We start from the raw sequence: 17,569 nt of genomic DNA, 5'->3' as shown, positions 1-17,569 counted from the left end.
TGCAAGCGCATCCCCTTAAAATAATGTGGCGACCGTTACACCACGGCGGTGGTCAGTCGTGAGGAGCAGCACAGTCGCCCCTGCTCATCGGTGATATCGATTTGCCACACCTGATGGCGAGACCCAACATGCAACGCGGTACAAACCCCTCGCACCCGCCCGCTGCGCACCGAACGAATATGGTTGGCATTGACTTCCAGGCCGACCACTTTTTGTTCTCCTTCGGTACACAGATAGCCCGCGACCGAGCCAAGGGTTTCAGCCAGAACCACCGATGCGCCGCCGTGTAGCAGACCAAAAGGCTGATGTGTACGGTGATCCACCGGCATCGTCGCTTCAATCGCGTTATCGCTGATGGACACAAAGTGAATATCCAACAGGCCAACCATGTTTCCCTCGCCCATCGCGTTAAGCTGCGGCAGCGAAGCCTGACGTTTCCAAATCATCCCATAATCTCCAGCAGAGCCTGCAGCGGGTGACGTACCCCGCTACCTTCGATACGCTTCACCTGGCTTCGGCAGGAATAGCCGGTGGCCAGACAGCGACCGCGCGGTAAACGCGCCATCGCCTGCTGCCAGGAAAGCGCGTAAATCGCCAGCGAGTTGGCGTGGTTTTTCACTTCGTGGCCGTAGGTGCCAGCCATGCCGCAGCAACCCGTACTGATGTACTCCATTTTCGCCCCGCAACGGGCAAAGATCTCTGCCCACTGTTTGGGCGCGGCCGGTAGCGCCGTCACTTCGGTGCAATGGCCAAACAGGTACCAGGGTTCGCCGCTGTTGTCCCTCCCGGCTGAAGGCGCTATCGCCTCGGTCAGCCATTCATGCACCAGCATCACGCGAAAATCGCCGCGTTTCTCGCCCAGCGTCTGGTTATATTCATCGCGATAGCAAAGCACCAGCGCCGGGTCGACGCCAACCATCGGTATATCCAGCTGCGCTACGCGGTTGAGGAAATCAGCGGTTTTCTGCGCCGTGCGCGCGAAGCGCGTCAGGAACCCCTTGATATGCTGCGCTTTACCGTTCGGTGAGAACGGCAACAGTACCGGCTGATAGCCGACTTTTTCAATCAGGCGGACAAAGTCAGCCACCACCTGCGCTTCGTAGTAGCTGGTAAACGGATCCTGCACCACCAGCACTCTCTTCGCACGCTGTTCGACGCTCATTGCTTCCAGATCCTCAAGCGTGGTATTGGCGGAGCGATGGCCTGCCAGCTGCTGCTTGAGCGACGGTACGGAGAGCAGCGGCAGATCGACCATGCCGATGTGTTTTTCCGACAGCTTGCGCATCCATGGCTGATTGATAAAGAAGTTGAATGTTTTCGGCGCCTGGGCCATCAGCGGCGCGTACGATTCGACCGTCGCCACCAGATGATCGCGTACCGGGCGCAGGTAGCGGCTGTGATACAGCTGCAGGAAGCGGGAGCGGAATTCCGGCACGTCGATCTTAATCGGGCACTGGGTTGAACAGGCCTTACAGGCCAGGCAGCCGGACATCGCCTCTTTCACTTCATGCGAGAAATCATATTCGCCTTTACGCGCATGCCAGCTATTGCGGGTACGCTCGATCAGGGCGCGCAGGCTCACACCTTTTTCCGGAAGTTCTTGCTCCAGTTTGTTCGGGTCTATCCCGCGGTCGGCCAGCAGACGTAACCATTCACGCACCAGCGTCGCGCGGCCTTTCGGCGAATGAATGCGCTGATTACTGACCTTCATTGACGGACACATCGGGCTTTTTACATCGAAGTTAAAGCACAGACCGTTACCGTTACACTCCATCGCGCCACGCCAGGCGCTACGCACGGCAATGGGAATTTGACGATCGTAGGTGCCGCGCTTTACCGCATCGACTTTCATCATCGGCGCATCGACGCCTTCCGGTGGGCAAATTTTCCCCGGATTCAATCGGTTGTCCGGATCAAATGCCGTTTTCACTTTACGCAGTTCGTTATATAACTCCTCGCCAAAAAAGGCCGGACTGTACTCGGCGCGGAACCCTTTACCATGTTCGCCCCACAGCAGGCCGCCATATTTGGCCGTCAGCGCCACCACCTCATCGGAGATCTGCTTCATCAGCACCTCCTGCTGCGGGTCGCACATATCCAACGCCGGACGAACGTGCAGCACCCCGGCATCGACGTGTCCAAACATGCCGTAGCTCAGGCCATGCCCGTCGAGTAAAGCACGAAACTCGGTGATGTAATCCGCCAAATGCTCCGGCGGCACGCAGGTATCTTCAGCAAAAGGAATCGGTTTAGCTGCGCCTTTAGCGTTGCCCAGCAGACCAACCGCCTTTTTACGCATGGCATAGATGCGCTCGACGCCATCCAGTTCATGACAGACCTGCCAGCCAATGACTCCCGCGGCGCCCTGCGACATGAGTTCATCAAGACGCTGACACAGGGTGGTTACCTGGCCGTCGATTAATTCAGCATCATCCCCGGCAAACTCAACGATATTGAGACCCAGCATCTCTTTATCCGGCACATCGGCGATCAGTTCGCTTACCGAGTGCCAGACGATATCTTCGCGGGCCAGATTAAGCACCTTCGAGTCGACGGTCTCCACCGACAGCGCCTTCGCTTCAACCATAAAGGGCGCGTTACGCAGCGCCGAATCAAAGGAGTCATACTTGACGTTGACCAAGCGGCGCACTTTCGGCAGACGCGTAATATCGAGCCGCGCTTCGGTGATAAATGCCAGCGTGCCTTCGGAGCCGGTCAGAATGCGCGTCAGGTCGAACTCGCTCATCTCATCATTAAAGACATGACGCAGATCGTAGCCGGTCAGGAAGCGGTTCAATTTCGGGAATTTATCGATGATCAGCTGACGCTGCGCTTTACAGCGCTGATAGACGGTACGATAGATGCGGCCAATCGCTGACTGCTCTCGCCCCAGCGTTTCCGCCAGCGCGGCGGGAATAGGCAAGGTATCAAGGATATCGCCGCCCATCAGTACCGATCGCACCCCAAGCACATGATCGGAGGTTTTACCGTAAACCAATGAACCCTGTCCGGAAGCATCGGTATTGATCATTCCGCCGAGCGTCGCGCGGTTACTGGTCGACAGTTCCGGCGCGAAGAAGTAGCCGTAGGGCTTAAGAAACTGGTTGAGCTGGTCTTTGATTACCCCGGCTTCGACCCGCACCCACCCCTCTTCAGGATTGATTTCGATAATACGGTTCATATAGCGCGACATATCGACGATGATCCCCGCATTCAGCGCTTGACCATTGGTGCCGGTACCGCCGCCGCGTGGGGTAAAAATCAGCGATTGAAAGCGCGGTTCCGCCGCCAGCCGCGCCAGTAAAGCGACGTCCGCGGTGGAACGGGGAAACAGAATGGCGTCCGGCAACAGCTGATAGACGCTGTTATCGGTCGCCATGGTGAGCCGGTCGGCATAGCTGGTGGCGGTATCGCCGGTGAATCCTTGTTGCTCCAGTACCTGCAAAAAATTCAGCACCAGTTGAACGACGCCCGGCGCTTGAGAAATCTGTGGGATCATGACGCTTGACCCTGCCTGAATATGTTGTGTTTAGATGATGTAATAATGCGCAAATTAAACGTTTGCGTGGCGCACTCAACTTTTTATCACATTTTTTTCATATCCGCCCACGAGATTTACGGGCAAAATCAGGCGCGCGAAATTATTGATATTATTATCTGTACATGGAATTACGCTGCGTCAGCATTGAGACGCGACTGGAAAGGTAAATTTTCTCTATGATTAACCAACATCAGCCCCGGGACATACCGCAAATTCTGCTGTCGGTGCTGTTTTTGTCCCTGATAATTATTTCCTGCCTGTGGGTTGTGCAACCATTTATTCTCTCTTTTGCCTGGGCCGGCACCGTGGTCATCGCCACCTGGCCGGTGCTGCTGCGTCTGCAAAAGCTGCTGTTTGGCAAGCGCTCGCTGGCGGTGCTGGTGATGACGCTGCTGCTGTTTTTACTGTTCGTTATTCCTATCGCCTTACTGGTGAATAGCCTGGTCGATAATAGCGCCCCGCTGATCAAAATCGTCAGCACCGGCCAGGTAACGCTGCCGGATTTCGCCTGGCTGAACTCGATTCCGCTGATCGGCGATAAACTCTATTCCGCCTGGCATAGCCTGCTGGAGATGGGCGGCGCGGCGATTATGGCTAAGGTTCGCCCTTATATCGGCGCCACCACCACCTGGTTTGTCGGCCAGGCGGCGCATATTGGTAAACTGCTGGTTTACTGCGGACTGATGCTGTTGTTCAGCGCCCTGCTTTACTGGCGCGGCGAGCGCGTCGCCTATGGTTTCCGCTACTTCGCTACCCGTCTGGCCTCAAAGCGTGGCGATGCTGCGGTGGTCCTTGCCGGACAGGCGGTACGCGCCGTGGCGCTGGGCGTGGTTGTCACCGCGCTGGCGCAGGCGGTTCTCGGCGGTATCGGGCTGGCGATAAGCGGCGTACCTTACGCCGCGCTGTTGACCGTGGTGATGATTTTCACCTGTCTGGTACAACTGGGGCCGCTTATCGTGCTGGTGCCCTCGATTATCTGGCTGTACTGGACCGGCGATACGACCTGGGGCACGGTGTTGCTGGTGTGGAGCTGCGTGGTGGGTACGATGGATAACGTGATTCGCCCGGTGCTAATTCGCATGGGCGCCGACCTGCCGATGATTCTGATCCTCTCCGGCGTTATCGGCGGCCTGATCGCCTTCGGCATGATTGGCCTGTTTATCGGCCCGGTGCTGCTGGCCGTCTCCTGGCGTCTTTACGACGCCTGGGTGCAAGAAGTACCGCCGCCGCCGCTGGACCCCGATCTGGTTCTGGCGGAACTCGCCGAGCTTAATGCCAGCCATAACAAAAGCGAAAAGTAACAGAAAGGCGGGGAAACCCGCCTTAAACTTAAGCTAAATTTATCAATCCCTCGCCACTTCCGGCATATTCATGTTCCAGCTCGATATTTACCTCTCATATTCTTCACACTGATTTAACTATTGAGAAGAATCCGATCGACGCCAACAGCCCTGATGCCTACTATTAGCCCACGGTTATAGATCAAGATATTGATTTATAAGCATGGAAATCCCCTGAGTGAAACAACGAATTGCTGTGTGTAGTCTTTGCCCATCTCCCACGATGGGCTTTTTTTTACGTCAAAATCAAATAGCGAAACGTTGCTGAAGGCAAAAAAAATCCCCGGCACTCTGCCAGGGATTGTGCTAGCCGCGTTGAACTTATTTATTCAGTTCAGCCAGACCTAACCAGGTTTGCACCACGGTATCCGGGTTCAGGGACAGGCTATCGATCCCCTCTTCCATCAGCCAGGCGGCAAAGTCTTCATGGTCGGACGGCCCCTGGCCGCAGATGCCCACGTATTTGCCCTGTTTTTTCGCCGCGCGGATGGCCATCGACAGCAGCGCTTTCACCGCGTCGTTGCGCTCATCAAACAGCTCAGACACGACGCCGGAGTCGCGGTCAAGGCCCAGCGCCAGTTGCGTCATATCGTTCGAACCGATCGAGAAGCCATCGAAGTACTCGAGGAACTGCTCCGCCAGCAGCGCGTTCGACGGGATTTCACACATCATGATGATCTTCAGCCCGTTTTCGCCGCGCTTGAGCCCCTGACGCTCCAGCTCTTCGACCACCGCTTTCGCCTGCGCGACGGTACGTACGAACGGCACCATCACTTCCACGTTGGTCAGCCCCATGTCGTTACGCACGCGTTTCATCGCTTCACACTCCAGCGCGAAGCAATCGCGGAAGCTTTCTGAAACGTAGCGTCCGGCGCCGCGGAAGCCAAGCATCGGGTTCTCTTCTTCCGGCTCGTAACGCTCGCCGCCCACCAGGTTGGCGTATTCGTTAGATTTAAAGTCGGACAAACGCACGATGACGCGTTTCGGGTAGAAGGCGGCGCCAAGGGTAGCGATCCCTTCGGTCAGGCGGCCAACGTAGAACTCTCTCGGTGAGTCGTAGCCTTTCATCAGCTCGCGGATTTCGTTCTGCAGGCCCGGTTCCTGGTCGTCAAACTCCAGCAGCGCGCGCGGGTGAACGCCAATCATGCGGTTAATGATAAATTCCAGACGCGCCAGCCCCACGCCTTCATTCGGCAGGCAGGCGAAGTCAAAGGCGCGATCCGGGTTGCCGACGTTCATCATCACCTTCAGCGGCAGGTTCGGCATCTCGCCGACGCTGGAGCTCTTCACGCTGAAGTCCAGTAACTCTGCGTAGACGTAGCCGGTGTCGCCTTCGGCGCAGGAAACGGTGACATTCTGGTTTTCCTGGATACGGTCGGTCGCATCGCCGCAGCCGACCACCGCCGGGATCCCCAGCTCACGGGCGATAATCGCCGCGTGACAGGTACGTCCGCCGCGGTTGGTGACGATCGCCGAGGCTTTCTTCATGATCGGTTCCCAATCCGGGTCGGTCATGTCGGTGACCAGCACGTCGCCGGGCTCGATGCGGTTCATCTCACTGATATCGTGGATAACCTTGACCGGGCCGGCGCCGATACGGTGGCCGATAGCTCGACCTTCGGCGATGATCTGCCCCTGGGCATGCAGGGTATAACGCTCCATCACCTGACCGCGCGAACGGACGGTTTCCGGGCGCGCCTGGACGATAAACAACTTACCGGTGTGGCCATCTTTCGCCCACTCGATATCCATCGGACGGCCGTAATGCTTCTCGATCTGCACCGCCTGCTTCGCCAGCTCTTCCACTTCCTCGTTGGTTAACGAGAAAACATCGCGCTGCGTCTGGGGCACATCTTCAATCCGCACCTGCTTGCCGTGTTCCTGAGTCGGCGCGTACACCATGCGGATTTTTTTCGACCCCATGGTACGGCGCACGATAGCCGGGCGGTTAGCCGCCAGGGTCGGTTTGTGAACGTAAAATTCGTCCGGGTTCACCGCGCCCTGCACCACCATCTCGCCAAGCCCCCACGCCGAGGTGATAAACACCACCTGGTCGAAACCGGACTCGGTATCGATGGAGAACATCACGCCGGAGGAGGCCAGGTCGGAGCGCACCATCCTCTGCACCCCGGCGGATAGCGCCACGCCGCGGTGATCGTAACCCTGATGCACGCGATAGGAGATCGCGCGATCGTTAAACAGTGAAGCAAATACGTGCTTCACGGCAACGAGCACGGCGTCAAAGCCCTGCACGTTGAGGAATGTCTCTTGTTGGCCGGCGAAGGAGGCATCCGGCATATCTTCCGCCGTCGCCGAAGAACGCACGGCAAACGAGGCCTCGGCGTCATCGGCGGACAGCAGGTCATAAGCTTCGCGAATCGCGTTTTCCAGTTCGCTCTGGAAGGGGGTGTCGATGATCCACTGACGGATCTGCGCGCCCGCTTTCGCTAATGCGGAAACGTCGTCAATGTCGGTTTCATCCAGCAGTGCATAAATGCGCTGGTTAACGCCGCTTTGGTCCAGGAACTGATCGAAAGCATCAGCGGTGGTGGCGAACCCGTTTGGCACGGAGACACCCATACCGGACAGGTTAGTAATCATTTCACCAAGGGAGGCATTTTTGCCCCCAACTCTGTCTACATCATTCATGCCGAGTTGGTTATACCAAAGCACCAGCGGTGACGAGCCATTGTTGGACATCGAGACAATCCTTTTGTGATTTAATACAAATTATAGAAAACACACGATCGACTACGGTATTCATCCTGACATATTTATGCCGCTGAAAAAAACGGTGAATCGTTCAAGCAAATTAATTTTCTGTTTTTAGGATTGTTTTCCGGAATTCCCTAACTATATGATTAAAATGGATTCTATTGATATTTGATACAAATAGTGTGCAAAAACAGAAACTGAACCTGCCATTTCATTAAAAACAAAAATAGCGTTTCATTTTTTTAAGTGAGACAAAGGTTAAAGCTCTGTGCTTAAATTTACTCTGCTTTTAGATAATTATACCGGATGGTCAAAATGGACAGTGCTGTAGATCGCCACGTATTTTATATTTCTGACGGTACCGCTATTACGGCGGAAGTTTTAGGCCATGCGGTAATGTCGCAATTCCCGGTGGCCATCAGTAGCGTGACATTGCCGTTCGTCGAAAATGTCAGTCGCGCCCGGGCGGTAAAAGAGCAAATCGATGCCATTTTTCAACAAACCGGCATCCGTCCGCTGGTCTTCTATTCCATCGTTATCCCCGAAATTCGCGACATAATTTTGCAAAGCGAGGGTTTTTGTCAGGATATCGTGCAGGCGCTGGTAGCCCCGCTGCAGCAAGAATTACATCTGGATCCCACGCCGGTGGCTCACCGCACCCACGGCCTGAATCCCGGTAACCTGATTAAATATGATGCGCGTATCGCCGCCATCGATTACACGCTCGCCCATGACGACGGCATTTCGCTGCGTAATCTCGATCAGGCGCAGGTGATCCTGCTCGGCGTTTCGCGCTGCGGTAAAACACCGACCAGCCTGTACCTGGCCATGCAGTATGGTATTCGCGCAGCTAACTACCCTTTTATCGCCGACGATATGGACAATCTGGTTCTCCCGGCCTCGTTAAAGCCGCTGCAGCACAAGATGTTCGGCCTGACGATTAACCCGGAGCGCCTGGCGGCAATCCGCGAAGAGCGCCGCGAAAACAGCCGCTACGCCTCATTGCGCCAATGCCGCATGGAAGTAACTGAAGTCGAAGCGCTATATCGCAAAAACAAGATCCCCTGCCTTAACAGTACCAACTATTCGGTAGAGGAAATTGCCACCAAAATCATGGATATCATGGGGCTGAATCGCAGAATGTACTAATACACTAGTACATTATTGAAAATTTGTTTATGCTATCGCTCGTGGCCTATACAGGATCATGCCCTGCTCTTGCAATAAGCAGGGATTGGTTTATCGTGATGCGCATCACTTCCCGGCATTTTCGCCGCGGAAGAAACAGATTTTTGAGACCCCAATGAATAAAACAGACGAATTGCGTACCGCGCGCATTGAAAGCCTGGTAACGCCCGCGGAACTGGCGCAGCGCCATCCCGTGTCGGCCGAGGTTGCCGCCCACGTCTCCGCTTCCCGCCGGCGGATTGAAAAGATCCTCAACGGCGAAGACCGCCGCCTGCTGGTGATTATCGGCCCCTGCTCCATTCACGACCCCGAAGCGGCGCTGGAATATGCGCGCCGCCTGCAGGGCATGCGCGAACGTTACCAGCCGCAGCTGGAAATTGTCATGCGCACCTATTTCGAAAAACCGCGCACCGTCGTGGGCTGGAAAGGACTCATTTCCGACCCTGACCTCAACGGCAGGTACCGGGTCAACCACGGCATTGAACTGGCGCGTCGTCTGCTGCTGCAGGTCAACGAGCTGGGTATCCCCACCGCCACCGAATTTCTGGATATGGTGACCGGGCAGTTTATTGCCGATCTGATTAGCTGGGGCGCCATCGGCGCGCGCACCACCGAAAGCCAAATTCACCGCGAGATGGCCTCGGCGCTCTCCTGCCCGGTTGGTTTTAAAAACGGTACCGATGGCAACACCCGCATCGCGGTCGACGCGATACGCGCCTCGCGCGCCAGCCATATGTTCCTGTCGCCGGATAAACAGGGCCAGATGACCATCTACCAGACCAGCGGTAACCCGTACGGCCATATCATTATGCGCGGCGGTAAACGGCCGAATTATCATGCAGCGGATATCGCCGCCGCCGGTGAAGCGCTACGGGAATTCGATCTCCCTGAGCAACTGGTCGTCGACTTCAGCCACGGCAATTGTCAGAAGCAGCATCGCCGTCAGTTGGAAGTGTGCGCCAATATCTGCCAGCAGATCCGCGATGGATCCACCGCCATTGCCGGGATCATGGCGGAGAGCTTCCTCGCCGAAGGAACGCAAAAAGTGATCCCAGGTCAGCCGCTGACCTGGGGCCAGTCGATTACCGACCCGTGCCTGAGCTGGGAAGATAGCGAAAAAATGCTCGCTGAACTGGCTGCAGCCACCGCTACACGGTTGTAATCCCTTCCCCCGCCGCGCTCGCGGCGGGTTTTCACCGCTCGCCGTTCATCCTCTGCGCAATAGCTACCTGAAATGGTAAGCCACGACAAAAAAGGCTTGCCGTGAAAATTAACATTACTGATAATGATTATCATTGTTTCTTTTATTTTTATTTTGGTGCTATGACGCGTATGGATAACACTGCCACAGCAGAGAAAACAAAAGACAATGCTCCCTATCCTATTGCCAGCGATCGCCAAATCAGCAGCCGGACGCTGTTAGGCCCGGAAGGACGCGTGGTGATCGAACATGACGGCCAGCGCTATCTGCTGCGCCAGACCCACGCCGGTAAGCTAATTTTGACCAAATAAAACCCCGCGCGATGGCGAGGCTTTACGGTTAGCTGGAGCAGCTCACTTCCAGATGTTTTCCCCAATCAGGCGGGCGGCTGGCGTAATCATCAGTACGATCGGCGAACGGCTGCGCGAGGGCTTCATGCAGACGTTCCAGCTCGCGCATATCGCCAGCTTCGGCCTGTTCTATCGCCCGCTGCGCCAGCCAGTTACGTAGCACCACCGCCGGGTTGACGCCCTGCATCCGCTGCTGGCGTTCGCTATCGTCGATCTGTTCATCGCGCAGCCGCGCCCGGTAGTCGGCAAACCAGCTATCAAACGCCGCGCGGTCGATAAATTCATCGCGCAGCGGCGATGCCGCGCTGTGCTGCTCGCTTTGGCTCAGCATCCGGAAGGTACGGGTGTAGTCACTCCCTTCACGCTCCATCAGGCTGAACAGTCCATCAAGCAGTGTGTTATCGCCGGTTTGCTGAGTATAGAAGCCGAGTTTGTCGCGCATGCGGCGGCCGTAGGCGGTCAATAAGGCATGCTGATAGTCATCCAGCACCGCGTTCAGCGAGTCGGCGCTGATAAACGGCGAGAGCGACTGGGCCAGACGCTGCAGGTTCCACAACCCTACCGCCGGTTGGTTATCAAAGCTGTAGCGCCCCTGGTAATCAGAGTGGTTACAGATAAACCCGGGCTGGAAATCATCGAGGAAACCATACGGACCATAATCCATGGTCAGGCCAAGAATCGACATATTATCGGTATTCATCACCCCGTGGGCAAAGCCAACGGTCTGCCAACTGGCTATCATCTCCGCGGTGCGCGTGACAACGTCACGGAACCAGAGAATATACTTTTCCGCCTCCTGCTGCAGCTGCGGCCAGTGGTGGTCAATCACATAATCTGCCAGCTGCTGCACTTTTTCCGCTTCGCGACGATAATAAAAATGTTCGAAATGGCCAAAGCGTACGTGGCTTTCGGCGATACGCATCAGCATCGTGCCGCGTTCTTCGCGTTCGCGGTAAACCGGCGTGTCGCTGGTCACCATCGCCAGCGCGCGGGTAGTGGGAATGCCCAGCGCATGCATTGCTTCACTGGCAAGGCTTTCGCGGATAGTCGAGCGCAATACCGCCCGGCCATCGCCCATTCTCGAATAGGGCGTCAAACCCGCGCCTTTAAGATGCCAGTCAAAACGTTGACCATTCGGCAACTGCTGCTCGCCAAGCAAAATGCCGCGTCCATCGCCAAGCTGGCCGGCCCAGGCGCCGAACTGATGGCCGCTATAGACCTGCGCCAGCGGCGACATTCCCGGCAGCAACGCTTCGCCGCCCCAGACGCCCGCCCCATGTTGCGGTTTAAATAACGTCTCCGGGACGCCCAGCGTTTGCGCTAAAGCGGTGTTGCGCCAGATGAGACGCGCGTTATCCAGCGGCGTGGGCGCCAGCGATGTGTAAAAACCCGGCAGCCGATCGCGCCAGTGAGTAGTAAAAGACAGGGTCATGGTTCCTCCTGCCGCCAGTGTAGTGCCTTAAACAGGGGATTAACACGGGCGAACTGCAGGGTTATGGCAATTAAAAAAGGGAGCCATCGCTCCCTTTTTTCGCCGAATGCGGGTTAAATGCGCCTCGCCTGCCAGAATTTCTTGTTCCAGTAGACGTTGTCCAGCGACGAGCGGGTAACGCCCTGGCTGGTGGAGGCGTGAATAAATTGATTGTCGGTATCATAGATACCGACGTGCAGGCCGCTTTCGCCGGAGCCGGTTTTGAAGAACACCAGATCGCCGGGCAACAGATCGCTTTTATCAATGCGGGTGCCGATTTCCGCCTGCTCACGAGTTTCCCGCGGCAGCTGCATGGCGAATTTATCGCGGAACGTGCGTACCACAAAGCCAGAGCAGTCGACGCCGCGCGGCGTCATGCCGCCATAGCGGTACGGCGCCCCACGCCAGTTACGCAATTGCTCATTGAGATTCGCTACCACGGTAATGGAATCAGCCAGCCGTGGATTCGGCGGCGGCGCCCGGTGGCTGCTACAGCCTGCCAGCACCATCGCCGCAATAAAAATGAACCACACACGCATCTCAGACGATTCCTCTGTTCCCTGTCCTGTTATTGAAATAATTTAGCCTGTTTAGCGGCTTACAGGCAAGATCCTTAACCGCTACTGTGACGCCACGAGCATTAGATGACCAGCGACTTCCACCCGCTGAAACGCGATATGATAAGCGGCGGTCAAATTCTCTTCACTTAACACCTCATACGTTTCCCCGCAGGAAATCATCCGCCCCTCACAAATGAGCCACGCCCTCTGCGCATGACGCAGCGTATGGTTGAGATCGTGGCTGCTCATCACGATAGCGATCCCCAGCGCGCTCAGCGACGCCAGCACGCTATCCAGCGCCGCCTGCTGCGCGACATCGAGGCTGTTCATCGGTTCATCTAACAATAACAGCTGCCCGGCAGGATTCGCGCGGCGGTGAATCTGCAGGATCACCGCCGCCAGACGCACCCGCTGCCACTCGCCGCCGGAGATCTGGTTGACCTGGCGCCCCAGCTTATCGCTTAACCCCAGTTGCCCGGCTATCTCGTTGAGCAACTCCTGCGGGGCGCTGTCTTGCATATGTAATGACAGATAGTGCCAGACCGGCATCGCAAAGGGCGGGAGCTGCTGCTGATTCAAATAGGCGCGATGGCGGGCAAGTTCCGCCGCGGGCCACTGTTCCAGCGCCCGCTGGTTAAGCGTAATCAGACCAGGGCCGGCGGTCAGCCCGGCCATCCGCGCCAGCAGGGTACTTTTGCCCGCGCCGTTCGGCCCTACCAGATGGACTATCTCTCCGGGCCGAACGTCAGCGGTAAACGGCGACAGCCGCCCCGCTTCCGCTACATCCTGTAGCTGCATCAAAAACGGCATTATTGCGCTAGCGCTCCTTTTACCGCAGCCAGCAGTTGCGGGTCGTCCGGCGTCATATCCGGCGAGAAACGCTGAATCACCTGACCATCGCGGCCCACGAGGAATTTTTCAAAGTTCCACAGGATATCGTCAACGTACAGCGGCGCGCGGCCTTTACTGGCCATCCGCTCATAAAAACCGCTCCCTTCCGGCGCGACGGCCTTCGGCGCGGCGGCAATCAATTTTTGATACAGCGGCGCGCGATCTTCGCCGTTGACGTCAATTTTACTGAACAGCGGGAAGGTGACGCCGTAGGTCACGCTGCAGAACGTTTTAATCTCTTCTTCGCTGCCCGGCTCCTGGCCGAGAAACTGGTTACAAGGGAAGCCAAGGACGCTAAATCCCTGCGGGGCAAACTCTTCTTGCAGCGCTTCCAGTTGCTCATACTGCGGCGTGAGGCCGCATTTTGAGGCCACGTTGACGATCAGCAGCACCTTTCCGGCGTACGCCGCCAGGGTGGTTTTTTCGCCATCGATGGTCGTCACTTCGGTATTAAGAATGTCGTGTTGCATAGCCTTCCCTCAGTCAATAATGCAGGTTAAGGAGATCCCTATCTACTGTAGCGGATTCAACGCGCTTGATTCTACTTTGATTCGCGGGCAAATGTCGCTTGATGTGACAGCGCTGCGCTTGCCGACGACAACATGAATTCCTCTCAATATCCGCAGCGGACAAATCAGTGTACAGTGTGAAAAGTATGTAATAGTGTTTCGTTACTTGTTAATTTATGAGAGTTTTTAGAGATGAAGAAGTTATTAAGCTCGGTGTTAATCGCCACATCGGTGGCGCTGTTATCCGCCTGCTCTCCGGACGATAACAATAAGGTTAAAGTCGCGATCAATACCGGCCCGGATGAAGCTATCTGGAAAGTCGTGGAGCAGGTAGCAAAAGACAAATATAACCTTGACGTTGAAGTTATCTCTTTCAATGATTACGTGTTGCCGAATGAAGCGTTAAATAATAAAGATGTCGATGCTAACGCCTTCCAGACGCTGCCCTATCTCGAGGCGCAGTCGAAAGAGCGCGGCTATAAATTCGCTATCGTCGGTAAAACGTTCGTCTTCCCGATTGCCGCCTATTCGCGCAAAATCAAAAATATCAGCGAACTGCCTGACGGCGCGACCGTCTCTATCTCTAACGAAACCACCACCCTCGGCCGCAGCCTGCTGCTGTTACAGGCACAAGGATTAATCAAGCTGAAAGATGGCGTCGGCTATCTGCCCACCACGCTGGATATCATCGATAATCCGAAGCATCTGAAGATTGTTGAAGTCGATACTCCGCAGCTGACCCGCACGCTCGACGATCCGAACGTTACGCTTGCCATCATCAACACTAATTTCTCGGCGCAGGTCGGTTTATCCGCCGCCCGCGATGGCCTGTTTATGGAAGGCCCGGATTCACCTTATGTGAATGCGATCGTCTCGCGCGAGGATAATAAAGACAGCAAGAAAATTCAGGAGCTGAAAGAGGCCTTCCAGACCAGGGAAGTCGCCGATAAAGCGCAGGAAGTCTATAAAGGCGATGCCATCAAAGGCTGGTAATCGTCACCCGACGCCGTCCACTATGACGGCGTCTCCCTACCCCCGTCGCCCCGAACGCAGCAGCAACCAGATGAACACCGGCGCCCCCAGCGTCGCCGTCACCACGCCGATCGGTAATTCCGCCGCCGATAACGCCAGACGGGCGATGATATCGGCGCCGAGCAGCGCGCTGGCGCCAGCTAACAGGCAGGCGGGAAGCAGCACCCGATGATCGCTCAGGCCGCACAGGCGCAAAATATGCGGGATCACCAGACCAATAAAGCCAATCGCCCCCGCCAGCGCCACGCTGACGCCGACCAGCCAGCCGGTGGCCACCACCAGTAGTTTTCGCCATAACCACAGCGGCAGGCCGAGCTGACGCGCCGAGACTTCGCCCAACGCCAGTAGGTTCAGCGGCTGCGACTGCCAGCATACCCACAGCAGCACCGGTATTAGCGCCAGCATCAGCCACAGCTGCTGCCAGTCGACGCCGCCAAAACCCCCCATCATCCAGTACATCAGCTGGCGCAGGTCAAAAGAGGTTGAGAAATAGACCGCCCAGGTCATCAACGCGCTACAAATAATGCCGAGCGCCACGCCCGCCAGCAGCAGACGGCTGGTGGACAGGTGGCGCCGGGCGAAACGGAGCAGAATAAAGGTAATCAGCAGCGCGCCGGCAATGGCGCACAGCCCCAGCGCCCACATGGGTAACACGCCGTGGCCTAACAGCACGGCGGCAATCAGCCCAACGCCCGCACCGTTAGAAACGCCCAGCAGACCCGGCTCCGCCAACGGGTTTTCAAACAGCGCCTGCATGATCGACCCGGAAAGCGCCAGCGCCGCCCCCACTAATAGCACCGCCAGCGTGCGCGGCAGGCGGATTTGCCAGATAAACAGCTCGCCTTTGGCGCTAAACCACTCCTGCGGCGGGATCCATTGGTCACCGGCGCACAGGCTAATAGTCAATGTGACGAGCAGAATCAGCGTTAAGGCGGTTAGCCAACGACGGTTATGGCGCTGTTGAATATCGACGAAGGTCTGCATAAGTCCCGGAGGCAAGTGAGCGAGGTGATTGATTTTACGGTGGCGATGGCGGGGAGAAAAGGAAAAACGCAGAGCAATCTTCACGCAGACGTCAGTGCTCGCCAGGACGCCTGCGTGAAAACGGAAGTTACACCAGTATCTGGAACAGTAGCGCGAAGAGAATGATATTCGCCACCACAATCGCCCAGCCGTTATACAGCATGTATTTCAGATGGGTAGACTGCGCCAGCCCCATCTGACCGAACATATCCGAAGAGGGGAATGGGCCAAACCAGTCGACCTGCGAAGAGGCCAGCAGCACCGCAGTGGTTCCCTGCGGCGGTACGCCGGCGGCCATCAGCATCGGGCCGAAAATTTTGTGGGTGAAGGTCATCTGCGCCACCGCCGCCCCCGGTACGTGACCAATAATATTGAAAGCGAAGATGCAAAAGCACAGCCAGGCAGGCGAAATGCCTTCCAGCAGCGGCTGGGTATAGTCGAGCAGCCCCTGATAGGCATGAAGGCCATCCATCAGCTCCAGGATCGGGTTATACAGCCAGTAGAGAATAAACATCCACACCAGACGGCCACAACCGTGGTACAGCGCCTGCAGGATCTGCGTCGGGCGCAGGCCGCCCACCAGCCCGGTAATCAGGGCCACCAGCAGCATCACGATAATCGCAAAGCTGAATCCGGCTTTGATCACCACGCCAATGACCGCCATTACAATAATCGTTGCCGCGAAAGCCAGCGCGCTAAGCTTACGCCGACGCAGCTGCGCGGCGCTCAGTGCTTCTGTTGGCTTCTCCGTGAGATCGACTTCATAGCGCAGTTTACCTTCGGTCATCTTCTGGATCCGCCCCGCCATCACCCAGCCGGCCAATAACGTGACTGCGCTCATCGGCAGGCCAACGTACAGCAGATAATCAGGATAGCTCAATCCGCCGAGGCTCAGGATGGTGACGGTACTGGGCGTAAACGGCCCGGTAAACAACCCCACCGAACCGGCGGTCATCATCAGCGCAGCCACCGTCGGCGGCGTTAAGCGTACCGCAGCCGCCACCGGGATGATCACCGCGACGATAATCGCGTTACCACCGGCCATTGTGCCCAGCGAGCCGCAGATTAAAATCGAAGATACAACGATGCCGAACTTCACCCGCGTCTGGCTGGAAAGGCCGATGCGGTGAACCACAAATTTCACTAACTCAACCGCGGCGCCGGTACGGGTGGCGACTTCACCCACGCCGGCGCCGAGCATAATAATTAACCCGACGGTGGCAATAAACGAACCGGTGGATTTCGCCAGCATGGTGCCCATTTCCGGCAACCCGGTCGAGGTCATAATCATGGCGATGATAATCGAAGAAATCACCGCCAACACAATATCGACGCCGACCAGCGACAGCACCGCTAACGCCACTAATGGCGTAAAGCCCAACAGGCCGAGTTCACTGCTCGGGCGGCCATGGCACCACCACGCGGTTAACACAAAAAGCACCAATAACAGGCCAATAACAACGTTTTTTCTCGTGATATTTCGTCTGGCGAGGGTATTGCCAGCGAGCGTTGAGTCACTCATATAACTCCTTAAAGCCATTAAAACCGACCACAATTGCAGGTTGGCGTATTCGGGCCTGCTCAGAAAATATCCCCCCTCGTTATCATTATTGGCTTCATGGCCTGAGGGTTTGCAGGGTACAAAGGGAATGGTTCTGAGAACGTAAAAGACCGCCTGAAGACGGTACCAGCAGCGCAATATGTAACCGAAGCGCTGATTGGCGATTAAATTTATGTTAATTTAGTGT

14 protein-coding genes and 1 other RNA gene are annotated in these 17,569 nt (G+C 56.4%); 6 read left to right on the top strand and 9 right to left on the bottom strand.

The features are described 5' to 3' along the window. Positions 1–35: 35 nt before the first annotated feature. Both menI and ydiJ read right to left on the bottom strand, forming a co-directional pair. Positions 36–446 (bottom strand): 1,4-dihydroxy-2-naphthoyl-CoA hydrolase, encoded by a 411-nt coding sequence (menI, locus tag PGS10_RS18110; RefSeq protein WP_045396082.1) that lies wholly within the window; start codon positions 444–446, stop codon positions 36–38. After that, positions 443–3,499: a D-2-hydroxyglutarate dehydrogenase YdiJ gene (gene ydiJ, locus PGS10_RS18105; RefSeq protein WP_316423316.1), complete on the bottom strand. Its 3,057-nt coding sequence runs from the start codon at positions 3,497–3,499 to the stop codon at positions 443–445. Before ydiJ ends, menI begins: the two co-directional genes overlap by 4 nt. A 218-nt stretch (positions 3,500–3,717) precedes the next feature. Between ydiJ and ydiK the strand changes: the two genes are divergently transcribed. Together ydiK and rprA are read left to right on the top strand one after the other, a co-directional pair. Continuing rightward, the gene (gene ydiK, locus PGS10_RS18100) at positions 3,718–4,842 is read left to right on the top strand and encodes an AI-2E family transporter YdiK (RefSeq protein WP_015367025.1); all 1,125 of its coding nucleotides are present in this window, start codon (positions 3,718–3,720) and stop codon (positions 4,840–4,842) included. A gap of 170 nt (positions 4,843–5,012) precedes the next feature. Continuing rightward, positions 5,013–5,120: antisense sRNA RprA (gene rprA, locus PGS10_RS18095), an RNA gene on the top strand. An 82-nt stretch (positions 5,121–5,202) separates the two neighbouring features. On the opposite strand, the gene ppsA is transcribed toward rprA, so the two are convergent. Then, a complete protein-coding gene (gene ppsA / locus PGS10_RS18090; protein WP_047078779.1) occupies positions 5,203–7,581 on the bottom strand; it encodes a phosphoenolpyruvate synthase in 2,379 nt (792 codons plus the stop codon). Between the two features lie 330 nt (positions 7,582–7,911). On the opposite strand from ppsA, the gene ppsR reads away from it, so the two are divergent. From ppsR to hemP, 3 genes are all read left to right on the top strand, one after another. Beyond that, positions 7,912–8,745 carry a posphoenolpyruvate synthetase regulatory kinase/phosphorylase PpsR gene (gene ppsR, locus PGS10_RS18085; protein WP_015367027.1) on the top strand — a complete coding sequence of 278 codons (834 nt, stop codon included), beginning with the start codon at positions 7,912–7,914 and terminating at the stop codon, positions 8,743–8,745. Positions 8,746–8,899: 154 nt separating this feature from the next. Further along, positions 8,900–9,946 carry a 3-deoxy-7-phosphoheptulonate synthase AroH gene (gene aroH / locus PGS10_RS18080; protein WP_316423315.1) on the top strand — a complete coding sequence of 349 codons (1,047 nt, stop codon included), beginning with the start codon at positions 8,900–8,902 and terminating at the stop codon, positions 9,944–9,946. Positions 9,947–10,116: 170 nt separating this feature from the next. After that, positions 10,117–10,296, top strand: coding sequence for a hemin uptake protein HemP (gene hemP, locus PGS10_RS18075; protein WP_161799839.1), 180 nt, complete (start codon positions 10,117–10,119; stop codon positions 10,294–10,296). A 28-nt stretch (positions 10,297–10,324) separates the two neighbouring features. On the opposite strand, the gene selO is transcribed toward hemP, so the two are convergent. The 4 genes from selO to PGS10_RS18055 form a co-directional block, all read right to left on the bottom strand. Continuing rightward, entirely contained in the window at positions 10,325–11,767 is a 1,443-nt protein-coding gene (selO, locus tag PGS10_RS18070; protein ID WP_316423314.1) for a protein adenylyltransferase SelO, read from the bottom strand. A gap of 113 nt (positions 11,768–11,880) precedes the next feature. Further along, positions 11,881–12,345: an NlpC/P60 family protein gene (locus tag PGS10_RS18065; RefSeq protein ID WP_045396070.1), complete on the bottom strand. Its 465-nt coding sequence runs from the start codon at positions 12,343–12,345 to the stop codon at positions 11,881–11,883. Positions 12,346–12,426: 81 nt separating this feature from the next. Further along, positions 12,427–13,176, bottom strand: coding sequence for a vitamin B12 ABC transporter ATP-binding protein BtuD (gene btuD / locus PGS10_RS18060; protein ID WP_316423313.1), 750 nt, complete (start codon positions 13,174–13,176; stop codon positions 12,427–12,429). Continuing rightward, the gene (locus PGS10_RS18055; RefSeq protein WP_316423312.1) at positions 13,176–13,727 is read right to left on the bottom strand and encodes a glutathione peroxidase; all 552 of its coding nucleotides are present in this window, start codon (positions 13,725–13,727) and stop codon (positions 13,176–13,178) included. The genes btuD and PGS10_RS18055 overlap by 1 nt, the downstream gene beginning before the upstream one ends. Positions 13,728–13,958: 231 nt before the next feature. On the opposite strand from PGS10_RS18055, the gene PGS10_RS18050 reads away from it, so the two are divergent. Next, positions 13,959–14,759: a MetQ/NlpA family ABC transporter substrate-binding protein gene (locus PGS10_RS18050; RefSeq protein ID WP_045362713.1), complete on the top strand. Its 801-nt coding sequence runs from the start codon at positions 13,959–13,961 to the stop codon at positions 14,757–14,759. A 36-nt stretch (positions 14,760–14,795) separates the two neighbouring features. On the opposite strand, the gene btuC is transcribed toward PGS10_RS18050, so the two are convergent. Next, positions 14,796–15,782 carry a vitamin B12 ABC transporter permease BtuC gene (gene btuC, locus PGS10_RS18045; protein WP_045362716.1) on the bottom strand — a complete coding sequence of 329 codons (987 nt, stop codon included), beginning with the start codon at positions 15,780–15,782 and terminating at the stop codon, positions 14,796–14,798. 127 nt (positions 15,783–15,909) lie between these two features. Continuing rightward, positions 15,910–17,343 carry a gluconate:proton symporter gene (locus PGS10_RS18040; RefSeq protein WP_045396055.1) on the bottom strand — a complete coding sequence of 478 codons (1,434 nt, stop codon included), beginning with the start codon at positions 17,341–17,343 and terminating at the stop codon, positions 15,910–15,912. Between the last annotated feature and the right edge of the window lie 226 nt (positions 17,344–17,569).

Source organism: Klebsiella sp. 141153 (genome assembly GCF_032601995.1).
Classification (GTDB): Bacteria; Pseudomonadota; Gammaproteobacteria; order Enterobacterales; family Enterobacteriaceae; genus Klebsiella; species Klebsiella aerogenes.
The sequence above is the reverse complement of the archived record's forward strand: the minus strand, read 5'-3'. Positions and strand labels throughout refer to the sequence as shown.

Coding starts and splice junctions, on each gene's coding strand:
- menI (WP_045396082.1), bottom strand. CDS start 446: ATGATTTGGAAACGTCAGGCTTCGCTGCCGCAGCTTAACGCGATGGGC.
- ydiJ (WP_316423316.1), bottom strand. CDS start 3,499: ATGATCCCACAGATTTCTCAAGCGCCGGGCGTCGTTCAACTGGTGCTG.
- ydiK (WP_015367025.1), top strand. CDS start 3,718: ATGATTAACCAACATCAGCCCCGGGACATACCGCAAATTCTGCTGTCG.
- ppsA (WP_047078779.1), bottom strand. CDS start 7,581: ATGTCCAACAATGGCTCGTCACCGCTGGTGCTTTGGTATAACCAACTC.
- ppsR (WP_015367027.1), top strand. CDS start 7,912: ATGGACAGTGCTGTAGATCGCCACGTATTTTATATTTCTGACGGTACC.
- aroH (WP_316423315.1), top strand. CDS start 8,900: ATGAATAAAACAGACGAATTGCGTACCGCGCGCATTGAAAGCCTGGTA.
- hemP (WP_161799839.1), top strand. CDS start 10,117: ATGGATAACACTGCCACAGCAGAGAAAACAAAAGACAATGCTCCCTAT.
- selO (WP_316423314.1), bottom strand. CDS start 11,767: ATGACCCTGTCTTTTACTACTCACTGGCGCGATCGGCTGCCGGGTTTT.
- PGS10_RS18065 (WP_045396070.1), bottom strand. CDS start 12,345: ATGCGTGTGTGGTTCATTTTTATTGCGGCGATGGTGCTGGCAGGCTGT.
- btuD (WP_316423313.1), bottom strand. CDS start 13,176: ATGCCGTTTTTGATGCAGCTACAGGATGTAGCGGAAGCGGGGCGGCTG.
- PGS10_RS18055 (WP_316423312.1), bottom strand. CDS start 13,727: ATGCAACACGACATTCTTAATACCGAAGTGACGACCATCGATGGCGAA.
- PGS10_RS18050 (WP_045362713.1), top strand. CDS start 13,959: ATGAAGAAGTTATTAAGCTCGGTGTTAATCGCCACATCGGTGGCGCTG.
- btuC (WP_045362716.1), bottom strand. CDS start 15,782: ATGCAGACCTTCGTCGATATTCAACAGCGCCATAACCGTCGTTGGCTA.
- PGS10_RS18040 (WP_045396055.1), bottom strand. CDS start 17,343: ATGAGTGACTCAACGCTCGCTGGCAATACCCTCGCCAGACGAAATATC.